Below are 13,714 nucleotides of genomic sequence, written 5' to 3' on the forward strand. Positions count from 1 at the left end.
GGAGGTCGGAATTCACCGGGAATTCCCCTCCCGTCCGTGCGCCGGGCGCACGGGGAGTACGCGCCGAACGCGTACGGAGTGCGCTAGCGCATTCGCCCGAGGAGCCGCACGTCGACATCCGCGGGGAAACCCGTGGTGGGGCCGGTGCGGCGGGCGAATTCCCGTACTCCGGCGAGCTGTTCCGGGCCGAAGCGGAAGTCGAGGGTGCGGAAGTAGCGCTCCAGGAGATCCGCGTCGAAGGACTCCCAGCGGGCGGCCTGCTCGGCCACCTTGGCGACCTCTTCGAGGGAGAGGTCGCGGGAGGCGAGGAAGGCTTCGTGGGCCTTCTCCACGAGCAGCGGCTCGCGCTCCAGGTAGTCCTTGCGGGCGGCCCAGACGGCGAAGACGAAGGGCAGCCCCGTCCACTCCTTCCACATGAGGCCGAGGTCGTGGACCTCCAGTCCCAGCCGGGGCGCGTCGTGCAGGGAGGCCCGCAGGGCGGCGTCCCCGATGAGGACGGCGGCGTCGGCCTCCTGCATCATCAGCCCCAGGTCGGGCGGGCAGGTGTAGTAGTCGGGGCTGACCCCGTACCGCTCGGAGAGCAGCAGCTGGGCCAGCCGTACCGAGGTCCGCGAGGTGGAGCCCAGGGCGACGCGGGCCCGGTCCAGGGAGGCCAGCGGCACCTGGGAGACGATCACGCAGGACATCACCGGGCCGTCGCAGCCCACGGCGAGGTCGGGGAAGGCCACCAGCTCGTCGGCGTGACGCAGGAACTCCACGAGGGTGATGGGCCCCATGTCCAGCTCACCGGCGACGAGGCGCTCGCTCAGCTTTTCGGGGGTGTCCTTCGTCAGTTCGAGGTCGAGGAGCGTGCCGGTGCGCGCCAGGCCCCAGTAGAGCGGCAGGCAGTTCAGGAACTGGATGTGGCCGACCCGGGGCCGGCTGCGATTGGCGTCCACATCGCGAGACTAGCCGGAGGTCCGGCGTCAGCCCCGCCGAGGGTCTCAAACGTCCGGGTGACGTGATCTTTCCCTCTGGTCTCCCGCGCACAGTGCGTGCTAGGCTCGACGCAAGTTGCAGTTTGGTTTCCCTTGCAGTACAGAGCCTGCGGAGCATGTGACCCCGCAGGCTTTTGTAGTTTTCAGACTTCTTAGCAGGTTCTGGAGCAGGGCAACCCTTTGGCCCATAGGAGGGCTCATGGCTACCGGAACCGTGAAGTGGTTCAACGCTGAAAAGGGCTTCGGCTTCATCGCCCAGGACGGCGGCGGCCCGGATGTCTTCGTCCACTACTCCGCGATCAACGCCTCTGGTTTCCGCTCCCTTGAGGAGAACCAGCAGGTCAACTTCGACGTGACCCAGGGCCCGAAGGGTCCGCAGGCGGAGAACGTCACCCCCGCCTAAGTTGCTCTTCCGTCCCTCCGGGGACGGTTCGGCACCTCTGAGCGCAGTACCCAAGGAGCCCTGCCCCCCGCGCGAGCGGGGGGCAGGGCTCCTGCCTTTGTGGCGGGCCTCCGCCGGGCCGCGGGGGCGCGGCCGAGGGGCCGCCACCCGCGGTGTGCGGGTGGCGGCCCCTCGGTGCGTTCCGGGCCCGGTGCGGCCGGGGCTACGGCTTGACCGCCTCGCCGGCGGGGGCCGAGGTGGTGGGGGCGGGGGTGGTCGGGGTCGGTTCGGAGGCCGGGGCGGCCTTCACCACGAGGTCCAGGACCAGCTCCACGCCCTCGGGGGTGGTCAGCCGCAGCTTGTACGTGCCGGCCTGGGCGCCCGCGAAGACCTCGGGGAGCGCGATCCGACCGTCGGCGCCGGACGGGGCGAGGACGACCGTCCGCACCTCCTTGCCCCGGGCGTCCTTGAAGAAGGGGCCGGACTCGGCGGGGACCCACTGGCCCCGGTCGTCGCGGACGGCCATGGCGGCGGTGGCCACCGTACCGGCGACGGGCTTGCCCTTGGCGCGGGCCGAGAGCTCCACCGGGTGGTCGAAGGCGCCGCCGGCGACGGCCTCCAGCGGGTCCCCGCCGAGCCGGACCAGCTGGTCGGCCTTGGCCACGACGGGCTTCGGGGTGACGGTGCCGGCGAACTTCACGGTGAACTCGCGGGTGCCGTACAGGGTGGCCCGGAGGGTGAAGGAGCCCGGCTTCTCCCCGGCCTTCACCCCCGCCTTGAGCACGGGGGCGGTGGCGGTGCCGGTGCCGTCGGTGCGGACCACGGCGTGGGTCTTCCCGCTGCCCTCGAAGACCGTGCCGGAGTCGTCGCCCTCGATCTCGAAGACGATGACCTCGCGGACGGCGGGCTTGCCGTTGCCGAGCTTCGCCTTGACCTGGGCGGGGGTGGTGAACCGGGACCCGGCCTGGGTGACCAGGGTGCCCTCGCCCAGCCGCTCCAGCCCGGACACCGTCGCGGGCGGGGTCGGGACGACCACCGGCGGCGTGACGGGGGGCGTGGGCCGGGTCGGCGGGGTGGGCCGGACCGGCGGGGTGGTGACCGGGGGCCGCGGCGGCGGGACCACCACGGGCGGCGGGGTCGGGGTGATCACCGGCGGCGGGACCGTGACGGGCGGGTTGGGCACCGTGGTGCCGCCGCCCTGCTGGTACCGGCGCATCCAGCCGAGCACGGTGTTCACGTACTCGCGGGAGTTGTTGTAGCTGAGGACGGCCCGGTCGAGGGCGGCGGCCTGGCTGAGGTCGCGGTCGCCCGCGCACAGGTAGAGCCCGGCGCCGAGGGCGGCGTCGTAGATGTTGTTGGGATTGCGGTCGCCGTCGCCGTTGCCGTCGGCACCCCACTGCGCCCAGGTGGAGGGGATGAACTGCATCGGGCCGACGGCCCGGTCGAACTGGGCGTCGCCGTCCCAGCGGCCCTGCTCGGTGTCGAGGATCCGGGCGAACTGCACGCCGTCGAGGCGGGGGCCGCGGATGACCTTCTCGGTGGTGCCGTCGGGCTTGAGGCCGTAGCCGGAGGCGTGCACGGATTCCACGCGGCCGATGCCCGCGAGGAGCTGCCAGGGCAGCTTGCAGCCGGGCAGGGCGGCGGCGACGGAGTTGGCGGCGCGCTGGTAGGCGTCGAGGGCCGTGGCCGGGATCTCGCCGGAGCCGGCGGGCGCGGGGGTGTTCTGGTCCACCGGGGGGTCGGCGACGAGGTCCGGCAGATCCAGTCGGGCGTTGCCGCGGTCCTGGGCCTGGGGGCTGTCACCGGTGGGCTCGGACTCGCCGGCACCGGCCACGGGCGCGCTGCCGCCGACCACGGCGGCCGTGGTCAGGCTCGCCGCGAGCGCGGCGGTGCACAGCACCTTGCGCGAGGTGCTGACGAGATGACGGTGAAGAGGCTTCACAGTGCGGCGTTCCCCCCAAGACGGACCAGGCCGGTCGAGCCGTGAATATCCACTGTCTATCAGGTAATCGAGGGAGACTCGCCGTCCCCCCCGGTTATATGACGGCCCTTTCGCATACGGGGTTCTCTCCTCCGGGCACAAGCCACCCGTCGGACAGTCGAAATGAGCCGATCGGTCCCGTATTGACCCCGTCCCGTGCGGGAGTTCCCGTGGACGGTCCGCACGGAACGTCCGCACGGAACGTCCACGGAAGTCCGCACAAGCCCGCCGACGGCGGGCCGGGGGTCAGAACACCCGCACCGCGTCCGAGTCGTCCCAGTCCATCTCGGTACGGGCGGGACCGAGTCCCCCGCGACCCGTGCCGGGGAGGACCGTCAGCCGGCTCCACGCCTCCGGGGTCATCAGGTCGGAGCGGCCGTCCCCGGTGACATCGCCGGTGGCGATGACGGGGGCGTCGGCGGGCCAGGTACCGGACAGCTTCTTGCGGGCGGCGAACCCTCCCTCGCCGTTGCCCGGGTACAGCCACAGGGCGCGCGCACCGTCCCGGGCGAGGAGGTCGGCGCGGCCGTCCCCGTCGAAGTCCCCGGGGGTGACGAGCCGGTTCACGGTGTTCCAGCCGGCACCCACGCGGACCCGGGTGCCGAAGGCGCCCTTGCCGTCGCCGGGGTAGGTCCACAGCACTCCGACGGTGTCCCGGGCCAGCAGGTCCGCGCGGCCGTCCCCGGTGAGGTCCCCGGCGGCGGCGATCTCGCGCATGGTGTTCCAACCGGCGCCCACCCGGCTCCGGGTGCCGAAGGCGCCCTTGCCGTCGCCCGGGTAGAACCACAGGACCCCGGCGGTGTCCCGGGCGAACAGGTCCTCGCGGCCGTCCGTGCCGTAGTCCCCGTGCCGGACGAGCTGGGTCATCGTGTTCCAGCCGCCGCCGACGAGGCTGCCGCGGGCGGTGCCGCGGGCGTCGGTGCCGCCGTCCAGGAACCACAGGCGGCCGTCGGCGGCCCGCTCCAGGAGGTCGGGGCGCCGGTCGCCGTCCAGGTCCCCGAACCGACCGGCCGCGGGCAGGTCCGCGGGCCGCCGGAAGGCGGGCTCCCGGTACCAACGCAGGTACGGCAGCCCGGTGGCGATCTCGAACTCCGTGCTCGCGAGCCGGACCGAGCTGACGGCGTTGTCCAGCCGTCCCTCGTACTCGGGCCCGTTCAGCCACATCGAGGCGCCCGGTTCGATCCAGGCGCAGTACACGGCGCAGTCGTAGCCGGGCCGGGTGTGCAGCATCCCGTACAGGCGGGTCTTGTTGACCAGCGACGACGCCTTGTCGTCGAAGGCCCCCAGGCTCGCGGCGCTCGCGGAGAGCACCTTCATCTCGCCCTGGAAGTCCGGGTACCGAAACAGGCAGAGCCGGTTCGCCGGGCAGCGGTCACGGCCGTCGGCGGCGGCCGCCTGCGGGGCCGTGGTGAGCAGCCCCGCGAGCGCGGCGGTGACGGCGGCGACCGTGCCGACGGCACGGCGAAGGATGGACGGACGCACGGATTCCCCCCGTGGAAACGCGTGAAGAATGAAGGAACGAGGGCCGGAACGGGCCCTCGTGGTGGCGAGATCATAGCGATGGCGCGTTCCGGTGCTCCGGGCGGGCCGGAGGAGGGGGTACACGGATGATCGAGTCGGTGACGGCGGCGGTGGCCCGGGGACTGAGCACCGCTGGCGGACGGCCCGTGCGGCTGACCGCGGTGGTCGCGAAACGGGACGGCTCCACCATCCCCATCGACGTGGAGGTCGCCGGGGAGCGCCTGCGGGCCTTCGCCGCGGACACCGACGACCCGGCCGTGCTGGCCTGGTGGATCGCGGACCGGGTCATCGACATCGTGCAGGAGGACCTGTACCACGGGGAGCCCTTCCCGCCCTGTCCGGGCCACGCGCACCCGGCCGTCGTGGAGGTCTGCGAGGACCGGGCCTACCTGTGCTGCCCGTTGAACCGGGCGGAACCGCTGCTGTACCTGCACGGCGGCCGGGAGGCGGACGAGGTCCCGCAGGCCCGGGAGGCGTGGCCGGGCGGACGGTGACCGGCCGGCCACGCCTCCCGGCCCCGGTTCGGCGCGGCACCCCTCAGGGGGCGTACAGCTCCTCGATCTCGGCGGCGTAGCGGGCGGCCACCGCGGCCCGGCGGAGCTTCAGGGTGGGGGTCAGCAGCCCGTCGGCCACCGTGAACTCCCCCGGCAGAATCCGGAAGGCCCGGATCCGCGCGGGCCGGGACAACCCCTCGTTGGCCCGCGCCACGGCCTCCTCGACCAGGGCGCGCACCGCGGGATGCTCCTCCGGCGCCGCCCCCGCGTCCACCGACTCCCGGGCCGCCCAGGCCGCCACCTCCTCCCGGTCCAGGGTGATCAGCGCCACCGGGTGCGGGCGGCGGTCGCCGATCAGCACGGCGCGGGAGACGTACCGGCTGCGCTGGAGGGCGAACTCCGCCTCCGCGGGAGCCAGGTTCTTCCCCGCCGAGGTGATGACCAGCTCCTTCCGGCGACCCGTGATGTGCAGGAAGCCGTCCTCGTCGAGACGTCCCAGATCGCCGGTGTGCAGCCAGCCCGCCGCGTCCAGCACCTCACCGCCGCCCGCCGGGTCGCCGTGGTAGCCGGGGAAGACCATGGGCCCCCGGGCCAACACCTCCCCGTCCGCCGCGATCCGGACCTCGCAGCCGGCCACCGGACGCCCCACCGAACCCGGACGGACCGCACCCGGATGGTTCAGGGAGATCACCCCGGCAGACTCGGTCATCCCGTACCCCTCGAACACCGCGATCCCACAGGCCCGCAGGAAGTCCAGGGTCTCCGGATCGATGGGGGCACCGCCCGTGAGCGCCCACCGCAGCCGGCCCCCGAACGAGGCCCGCACCGGCCCGTACAGGACCTCCTCCGCCGCCCGGTGCGCCTCCGCCGACTCCGCGGGCAGCCTCCCCTCCGCGGCCAGCAACCCCAGCCGGACCGCCTCCCGGAAGCGCTCCGCCCCGCCCTCCTCGGACTCGGCGAGCGACCGGACCACCGCGTGCACCTTCTCGAACAGCCGCGGCACGGACGGCAGGTGCGTGGGCCGCGCCTCCGCCAACTCGCCCAGCACCTCCTCGATCCGACCGCCGAAGTAGCACAGCTCCCCGCCCTCAAGCAGGGTGGTGAACTGGATCAGCTGGGCCAACAGGTGCGCCAACGGCAGGTACAGGTACGTGGAATCCCCCGGCCCGCCCCGGACCAACGGCAGCGTGGCGTCCTGCACCGCGCCCAGGTTCCCGTGGGTCAGCCGACATCCCTTCGGCGGACCGGTGGTCCCCGAGGTGTACACGATCGCCGCCCCGTCCCCCGGGACCACCGCGGCGGCCCGGGCGGCCAGCGCCCCCGCCAGGTGCCGGTGCCCGTCCGGCCCGGCCCCCGCGTCCAACGGCAGCACCTCTCGCAGGGCGGGCAACCGGCCGCGGAGCGCCGCCACCCGCCCCTCCTGCGCCCCGTCCTCGCACAACACGGCCACCGCCCCGGAATCCCCCAGCACCCAGGCCAGCTCCTCCTCCCCGGCCGTCGGATACACCGGGACGAGCACCGCCCCGCAGGCCAGGATCCCGAAGTGCGCGTACGTCCACTCCGGGCAGGTCTCCGCCAGCACCGCGACCCGGTCCCCGGCCGCCACCCCGCGCGCCAGCAGCGCCCGGCCCACCGCCGACGCCGCCTCCCGCAGCTCCTCGTAGTCGCGGGTCTCCCAGAGCGGGTCCGCGCCCGCCGCCGGGGTCCGGGGCCGGAAGCGCAGGGCCGGCTCCGGGCCGTACCGCTCCGCCGCCCAGTCCGTGAACACCGCCAGGGTCCTCGGCCGTGCCTCGCCCATCTCCGCCTCCCGGTGCCGGTGGGCGGGCCGGTTCCGGCCCGCACACCGACGCTAAGGAGCCGGATCCCCGCCCCGGCATGACCGGAAGCGTCAGCCCCGCTGACCACAGCGCTCAGGGCGGCTACCGTCGGCGCCATGGGGAGGCGGACGATCACCGTGCACCAGGTGCGGGCCCTGCTCGCGGGCGTGCGCCGGGCCGGCCTCGACCCGGTGCCCCTGCTCCAGGCGGCGCAGATCCCGGCCTCCCTCCTCGGGGACGACCGGGCCCGGGTCACCGAGGCCCAGTTCGCCCGGCTGTTCCGGGCCCTCTACCGGACCACCCGCGACGAGTTCCTGGGCCTGGGCACCGTCCCCAGCCGGCCCGGCACCTTCGCGATGATGTGCTACGCCGCCCTGCCCTGCCCCGACCTGGGCGCGGCCGTCGAGCGGGGCGCCGCCTTCTACGGGCTGTTCCCCGGTGGACCCGATCTGGGGCTGGAACGGTCCGGGGCGGAGGCCCGGTTCACCGTGCGCAGCGCGCCCGCCGGGGACGAGGAACGCTTCCTGACCGAGTGCCTGCTCGCGATCTGGCACCGGTTGAGCAGCTGGTTGATCGGGCGCCGGATCCCGCTGGTCCGGGCCGAGTTCGCCTATCCGGCGCCCCCGCACCGGGAGGAGTACGCGGTGCTCTTCGACTGCCCGGTGCGGTTCGGGGCGGAGCGGACGGGGGCGGTGTTCGAGGCCCGGTGGCTGTCGGCCCCGCTGGTCCGGGACGAGGCCGGGCTGGACGAGATGTTGGGCCGGGCCCCCTTCGACCTGCTGACCCGGCCGGAGTACGGCACCACCGTCGCCGAGCAGGTGCGGCGGGCGCTGTCCCGCGGACTCCGCGTCTCGCCGCGGCTTCCGGAGCTCGGCGAGGTCGCGGCGCGGCTGGCCGTGAGCCCGGCGACGCTGCGGCGGCGGCTCCAGCGGGAGGGCACCTCCTTCCAGCAGCTCAAGGACCAGGTGCGGCGGGACGCGGCCATCGCGGGGCTGGTGGAGGGCGGCGAGGCGATCGGGGAGCTGGCCGAGCGGCTGGGGTTCTCCGAGGACACCGCCTTCCACCGGGCCTTCCGGCGGTGGACGGGGACGACGCCGGCGGCCTACCGCGTGCGCGGTCCGGGCGGGTGAGGGGCGCGCCCGCACCCGGACGCCGGGGCCGCGCCCGGCCCCGCCCGGCGGCATCCCGGTCAACGAACCTGAGCCGTACGGTCAGGCACCCGGTGCGGCACCGGTCACTACCTTGGCCGGAAACCCCCACCGGACCCTTGGGAGAGCCGCCCATGCGTATCCGTACCCGCGTCCGTACCCGCGTCCGTCCTCGTCTCCGCCACCTCGTTCCCGTCGTCGCCGCCCTCCTGCTGGGTGCCGCGCCGCCCGCCACGGCGGCGACGCCCGCCCCGGGCCCCGGCGCTCTCGCCCCCGGCGATCTCGTCCACGTGGAGCCCTCCGCCTTCCACCCGCTGCCGGGCCAGTGGACGAACACCCGGGCCTGGAAGGTGCGGTACCGCTCGACGGCCGCCGACGGTCGGCCGAACCTCGTCTCCGGCACGGTGATCGTCCCGCGGGACGGCCGGACCGGGCCCCGCCCGCTGGTCACGTACGCCGTGGGCACGGTCGGCCTCGGCGACTCCTGCGCGCCGAGCGCGAACCTGCCCTACGGGACCGCGATGGAGGCCAACCTCATCCAGCAACTGACCCTGCGGGGCTGGGCGGTGGCCGTGACCGACTACGAGGGGTTGGGCATGCCCGGCACCCACACGTACACGGTCGGCCCGTCCGCCGGGCACGCCATGCTGGACATCGCGCGGGCCGCGATCCGGCTGCCGGAGGCGGGGCTCGGCGCGGACACCCCGGTCGGGGTGATGGGCTACTCGCAGGGCGGGCAGGCCGCCGGCTGGGCGGCCCAGCTGTCCGGCTCGTACGCCCCCGAGCTGAACGTGAAGGGCACGGCCGCCGGCGGCATCCCCGCCGACCTCATGGAGGTGGCCGACTTCAACGACGGTTCGTACGGCTCGGGCCTCATCTTCATGGCGGCCGCCGGGCAGGACGCCGCCTTCCCCGAGCTGGACCTGGACTCCTACCTGAACCCGGCCGGGAAGGCCCTCGTCGGCTTCTTCGAGGAGAACTGCGTGATCGTGGACGCGGTGGCCGGCTCCTTCAGGAAGATCTCGGACCTCACCACCTCGAACCCGCTGGACCGCCCCGACTGGCAGGACCGGCTGGGCCGCTCCCGGCTCGGCGGGACGGCGCCCGCCGCGCCGGTGTACCAGTACCACGCCCTCGGCGACGAGCTGATCCCGTACGGCGTGGGGCGGCGGCTCCGCGCGGACTGGTGCGGGCTCGGGGCCCGGGTCCAGTGGAAGACGATCCTGGTCGGGGAGCACGTCTCCGGGGTGATCACGGAGACCGCCTCCGCCGCCTCCTGGCTCGCGGACCGCTTCGCGGGTCGCCCCGAACGCGGCGACTGCTGAGCCGGCCGGCCCCCGAAGAGGGCCGGCGCCCCCCTCCCGCCCGGCCCGGGTCTCATTCCCCGGCCGGGCAGGACCGGGTGCCGTGCGGCAGCCGGCCGTCGACGAGGAAGGCGTCCACGTAACCCCGCACGCAGGGCGAGGCCAGGTAGGCGCCGTGCCCGTCGCCCTTGTAGTCGAGGACGACGGCCGAACCCAGCCGGGCCGCGGTCTCCTCGGTCCAGCGGTACGGGGTGGCCGGGTCGCCGCGGGTGCCGACCAACAGCATCCGGGGGGCGCCCGGGTGGTCGATGGACCGGATGAAGCCGGTCCCGGCGGGGCGGCCGTAGCAGGCCAGTACCGTCATCAGCTGGCGCGGGCCGAAGATCCGGGAGGCGGCCGTGAACTCGGCCACCAGGTCCTCGATCTCCCGCTCCACGGCCTCGGGGTCCTTGCCCTCGGCCGACCGGTCCGGATCGTCGGCGCAGTTGACCGCGGTGAGAGCGGCGGCCTCGTTGTCGGCGGGCACGAGCACCGGTTCGCCGGAGTCGTCGGCGCCGGGGTCCTCGTCCTCGGGCGGACCCACCGGACCGCCCAGCTCCAGCAGCCCGGAGGGGTCCCCGTCCTGCTCGGCCAGGGCCAGCCCGCGGGCCAGGGCCGGCCACGCCTCCCGGCTGTACAGGGCCTGGGAGACGGCGCTCACGACGTCCTGCCCGGTGAACGGGGTCCCGTCGAAGCCCGTCAGCGGCTCGGTGTCGAGGCGCGTGACCAGCTCGGCGGCCCGCTCCTTCGCGGTGCGGGTGTTGGTCCCGTACACGCAGCCCCGCTGGTGGGCGCACCAGGTGAGGAAGTTGTCGAAGGCCCGCTGCTGGCCCTGCGCGGAGACCAGGGCCTGCTCGGTCAGGGACTCGGTGAGGGTGTCCACCCCGTCCAGGACCATCCGGCCGGTGCGGCGGGGGAACTGCGCGGCGTACACGGCCCCCAGCCGGGTCCCGTAGGAGAAGCCCAGGTAGTCCAGGGTGCGGCGGCCGAGGGCCTGGCGGAGCACGTCGAGGTCGCGGGCCACGTGCACGGTCCCCACGTACGGCAGGACGGGCCCGGACGCGCGGGCGCAGCGGCGGGCCACCTCGCGGAGGGCGGCCAGCTGGCCCGCGGCGTCCCGGGCCGGGGCAGGTTCCAGGGAACCGCCGCAGGTCACGGGGGTGCTGCGGCCGACGCCGCGGGGGTCGAAGGTGACCAGGTCGCGGGTCTTGTTCAGGTCGGCGAACCGTTTCGAGAGGGCGCCCAGGATCTCCACCCCCGGCCCGCCGGGCCCGCCGAAGTTGAGGACCACGGAGCCGCCGGCCCCGCCGGGCCCGGTCGCCGGCATCCGGGCCACGGCGACGGTGGTGGTGCCCTTGGCCGGGTCGGCGTAGTCGAGCGGGACGGTCAGGTCCGCGCAGCGCATCGCGGCGGGGACCGCGCCCTCGCAGGGGGCCCAGTCGAGCCGTTGCCCGTAGAAGCGGCTCAGGTCGGGCCCGGTCCCGGAGGCGGTGCTCCTCGGCACGGGCGTGCCGGTCGCGGGAGGGGTGGTCGCGGGGGTGGTCCCGTCGGGGCCCGGGGTGGTGGAACCGCTCGGGTCCGGGGCGGCGGCGGGGCCGGAGGCCGCGAGGGCCGGGCCCGGGGCGGCGACCAGCGGGACCACGGCCAGCAGGCCCGCGCAGACGGCCGCGGTACGGGAACGGACTCGGTGCACGGCACCCTCCTCGGGACGCCCCCGGACCACGATAAGGTCCCCGGCCCCGACCCGCCCCCGGACCGGGGAGCGGGGAACGGGGCCGGGGAGCGGGATCGGGAGCCGGGTCGGGGCCGGGCCGGGGCCGGGGAGCCGCCCCCGCCTCCGCCCTCGGTCCCTCAGGGGGTGGAGCGCCGGTAGAGCGCCTCGATCTCGTCCTCGAAGTCGCGGGCGATCGCGGAGCGGCGGAGCTTCAACGAGGGGGTGAGGTGGCCGCGCTCCTCGGTGAAGTCCCCCGGCAGCACCCCGAAGCGGCGGATGGACTCGGGGCGGGAGACCAGCTTGTTGGCCTCGTCCACGGCCCTTTGGAGCTCGGCGCGCAGCTCCTCGTCCCGGATCAGTTCGGCGGTGCGCAGGTGCTCCTTGCGGCGCATCCGGCGCCAGTGGGCGAGGCCGTCCGGCTCCAGGGTGATGAGGGCGGTGACGTAGGGCCGGTTGTCGCCGATGACGATGCACTGCCCGACCAGGGGGTGGGCGCGCAGCCAGTCCTCCAGGGGGGCGGGGGCCACGTTCTTGCCGCCGGAGGTGATGAGGATGTCCTTCTTGCGGCCGGTGATGGTGAGGTACCCCTCGGGGTCGAGTTCCCCGATGTCGCCGGTGGGCAGCCAGTGCTCCCGGTCGGTGGCGGGGACGACCTCGGCGCGGGCGGAGTCCCAGTAGCCGCTGAAGACGTGGCCGCCGCGCAGCAGCACCTCCCCGTCGGGGGCGATGCGGACGCCGGTGCCGGGCAGCGGCCAGCCGACGGTGCCCAGCCGGGGCCGCAGCGGTGGGGTGACGGTGCTGGCGCCGGTGGTCTCGGTGAGGCCGTAGCCCTCGAAGATCTCGATGCCGGCGCCGGCGTAGAAGGCGGCGAGGCGTTGTCCGAGGGGGGAGCCGCCGCTGATGACGTAGCGGACCCGGCCGCCGAGGGCGGTGCGGATGCGCCGGTAGACCAGGGGGTCGTAGAGGGCGCGGGCGGCCCGCAGGAGGGGTCCGGGGCCGGGGCCCCGACCGTGTTCGGCGGCCTCGACGGCGAGCCCGTAGCGCTGGGCGATGCGGGCGGCCCGGTCGAAGGAGGAGGCGCGGCCCATGGTCTCGGCGGTGGCGCGGCCGGTGTTGAAGACCTTCTCCAGCACGTACGGGATGGCCAGGAGGAAGGTGGGCCGGAAGCCGGCGAGGTCCTTGAGGAGGTCCTCGGAGGCGATGGACTCGGTGTGGCCGAGGCGGACCCGGGCGCGCAGGCAGCCGACGGCGACCATGCGTCCGAAGACGTGGGAGAGCGGCAGGAAGAGCAGGGTGGCGGCGGGCTCCTTGCTGAGGCTCTTGAAGACGGGGTGGAGCAGTTCGATGGCGTTGTCCACCTCGGCGAAGAAGTTGCCGTGGGTGAGCACGCAGCCCTTGGGGCGGCCGGTGGTGCCGGAGGTGTAGATGACGGTGGCCACGGAGCCGGGGGTGGTCAGCCCGCGGCGGGCGTGCGCCTCGGCGTCGGTGATCCGCTCGCCGGCGCGCTTCAGCCGGTCGAGGGCGCCGGTGTCGAACTCCCACAGGTGGTCCAGGGCGGGCAGGTGGGCGCGTTCCCCGCTGATGAGCCGGGCCTGGGCGGTGTCCTCGACGGCGCAGGCCACGGCCCCGGAGTCCTGGATGATCCAGCGGGCCTGGAGGGCGGAGGAGGTGGGGTAGATCGGCACGGTGATCAGCCCGGCGGCCCAGGCCGCGAAGTCGATGAGGGTCCACTCGTAGCTGGTGCGGGCCATGACGGCCAGCCGGTCCCCCCACTGGAGGCCCTCGGCGATCAGCCCCTTGGCCACGGCCAGCACCTCGGCGGCGAAGGCGGTGGCGCTCAGGTCGGTCCAGGCGCTGCCGGGGCCCCCGCCGGGCGTCTTCCGGGACACGACGATCTCGGCGGGGGCCTCGGCGGCGTTGGTGAACGGGGTGTCGCCGAGCCCGCCGCGCGGCGGGGACGCGGCCAGCGCCGGTACGGACACCTCGCGCACGACTCCGTCGACCAGCCGCTTGGCGGGTTCGACGAGCCGGGGCGGGGCGGCGGGGTCGGTGCGGTCGTGCGGCACGGGCGTCTCCTCACCTCAGCAGCGAGTTACCGCCGGTAATTTACCCATCGGTAACCGACCTGACCACCCCCCGCACCGAACCCGCACACCCCACCCACGCGGACCCCACCCCGGAGCCACCCCCTCCGCACCACCGGAGCCGGCCCGGCCCGCACCCCGCGCCGGAACGCGCCGCGGCCCCCGTCGGCGGCAGCACCTGCTCGAACGCGCCCTCGGCCTGCTGCACGACGCCTACCAGCGGCACCAGGCCGAGGCGGAGGCCGGCGACACC

The 13,714-nt window shown here is 74.8% G+C and carries 10 protein-coding genes; 4 read left to right on the plus strand and 6 right to left on the minus strand.

The genetic code is table 11. From position 1 onward, the window contains the following. Window positions 1-83 precede the first annotated feature (83 nt). Complete coding sequence (locus ABTZ17_RS14095) at window positions 84-938, minus strand: menaquinone biosynthetic enzyme MqnA/MqnD family protein (RefSeq protein ID WP_352195841.1); 855 nt, start codon at window positions 936-938, stop codon at window positions 84-86. A gap of 238 nt (window positions 939-1,176) precedes the next feature. Between ABTZ17_RS14095 and ABTZ17_RS14100 the strand changes: the two genes are divergently transcribed. Then, window positions 1,177-1,380 (plus strand): cold-shock protein, encoded by a 204-nt coding sequence (locus ABTZ17_RS14100; RefSeq protein ID WP_007265804.1) that lies wholly within the window; start codon window positions 1,177-1,179, stop codon window positions 1,378-1,380. Window positions 1,381-1,582: 202 nt separating this feature from the next. On the opposite strand, the gene ABTZ17_RS14105 is transcribed toward ABTZ17_RS14100, so the two are convergent. Together ABTZ17_RS14105 and ABTZ17_RS14110 are read right to left on the minus strand one after the other, a co-directional pair. Continuing rightward, window positions 1,583-3,301 carry a lytic transglycosylase domain-containing protein gene (locus tag ABTZ17_RS14105; protein ID WP_352195842.1) on the minus strand — a complete coding sequence of 573 codons (1,719 nt, stop codon included), beginning with the start codon at window positions 3,299-3,301 and terminating at the stop codon, window positions 1,583-1,585. A 285-nt stretch (window positions 3,302-3,586) separates the two neighbouring features. After that, window positions 3,587-4,822, minus strand: coding sequence for an FG-GAP-like repeat-containing protein (locus ABTZ17_RS14110; RefSeq protein WP_352195843.1), 1,236 nt, complete (start codon window positions 4,820-4,822; stop codon window positions 3,587-3,589). Window positions 4,823-4,947: 125 nt separating this feature from the next. Between ABTZ17_RS14110 and ABTZ17_RS14115 the strand changes: the two genes are divergently transcribed. Continuing rightward, window positions 4,948-5,355, plus strand: a complete 408-nt coding sequence (locus ABTZ17_RS14115; protein WP_352195844.1) for a hypothetical protein — start codon at window positions 4,948-4,950, stop codon at window positions 5,353-5,355. Window positions 5,356-5,398: 43 nt separating this feature from the next. Here the strand turns inward: ABTZ17_RS14115 and ABTZ17_RS14120 are convergent, their stop codons facing one another. Further along, window positions 5,399-7,153, minus strand: a complete 1,755-nt coding sequence (locus tag ABTZ17_RS14120) for an AMP-dependent synthetase/ligase (protein ID WP_352195845.1) — start codon at window positions 7,151-7,153, stop codon at window positions 5,399-5,401. Window positions 7,154-7,288: 135 nt separating this feature from the next. Here ABTZ17_RS14120 and ABTZ17_RS14125 point away from each other — a divergent pair, with 135 nt between their 5' ends. After that, the gene (locus tag ABTZ17_RS14125) at window positions 7,289-8,302 is read left to right on the plus strand and encodes an AraC family transcriptional regulator (RefSeq protein WP_352195846.1); all 1,014 of its coding nucleotides are present in this window, start codon (window positions 7,289-7,291) and stop codon (window positions 8,300-8,302) included. 152 nt (window positions 8,303-8,454) lie between these two features. Continuing rightward, window positions 8,455-9,645, plus strand: coding sequence for a lipase family protein (locus tag ABTZ17_RS14130; RefSeq protein WP_352195847.1), 1,191 nt, complete (start codon window positions 8,455-8,457; stop codon window positions 9,643-9,645). 52 nt (window positions 9,646-9,697) lie between these two features. Here the strand turns inward: ABTZ17_RS14130 and ABTZ17_RS14135 are convergent, their stop codons facing one another. Both ABTZ17_RS14135 and ABTZ17_RS14140 read right to left on the minus strand, forming a co-directional pair. Beyond that, window positions 9,698-11,356: an alpha/beta hydrolase gene (locus tag ABTZ17_RS14135; RefSeq protein ID WP_352195848.1), complete on the minus strand. Its 1,659-nt coding sequence runs from the start codon at window positions 11,354-11,356 to the stop codon at window positions 9,698-9,700. A 158-nt stretch (window positions 11,357-11,514) separates the two neighbouring features. Continuing rightward, window positions 11,515-13,443: an AMP-dependent synthetase/ligase gene (locus ABTZ17_RS14140; RefSeq protein ID WP_352195849.1), complete on the minus strand. Its 1,929-nt coding sequence runs from the start codon at window positions 13,441-13,443 to the stop codon at window positions 11,515-11,517. Between the last annotated feature and the right edge of the window lie 271 nt (window positions 13,444-13,714).

This window comes from Streptomyces sp. NPDC097619, assembly GCF_040302735.1.
Lineage (GTDB): Bacteria > Actinomycetota > Actinomycetes > Streptomycetales > Streptomycetaceae > Streptomyces.

Excerpts from the sequence above, each read along its gene's own strand:
- ABTZ17_RS14130 (WP_352195847.1), top strand. The coding sequence starts at position 8,455 with ATGCGTATCCGTACCCGCGTCCGTACCCGCGTCCGTCCTCGTCTCCGC.
- ABTZ17_RS14100 (WP_007265804.1), top strand. The coding sequence starts at position 1,177 with ATGGCTACCGGAACCGTGAAGTGGTTCAACGCTGAAAAGGGCTTCGGC.
- ABTZ17_RS14115 (WP_352195844.1), top strand. The coding sequence starts at position 4,948 with ATGATCGAGTCGGTGACGGCGGCGGTGGCCCGGGGACTGAGCACCGCT.
- ABTZ17_RS14120 (WP_352195845.1), bottom strand. The coding sequence starts at position 7,153 with ATGGGCGAGGCACGGCCGAGGACCCTGGCGGTGTTCACGGACTGGGCG.
- ABTZ17_RS14125 (WP_352195846.1), top strand. The coding sequence starts at position 7,289 with ATGGGGAGGCGGACGATCACCGTGCACCAGGTGCGGGCCCTGCTCGCG.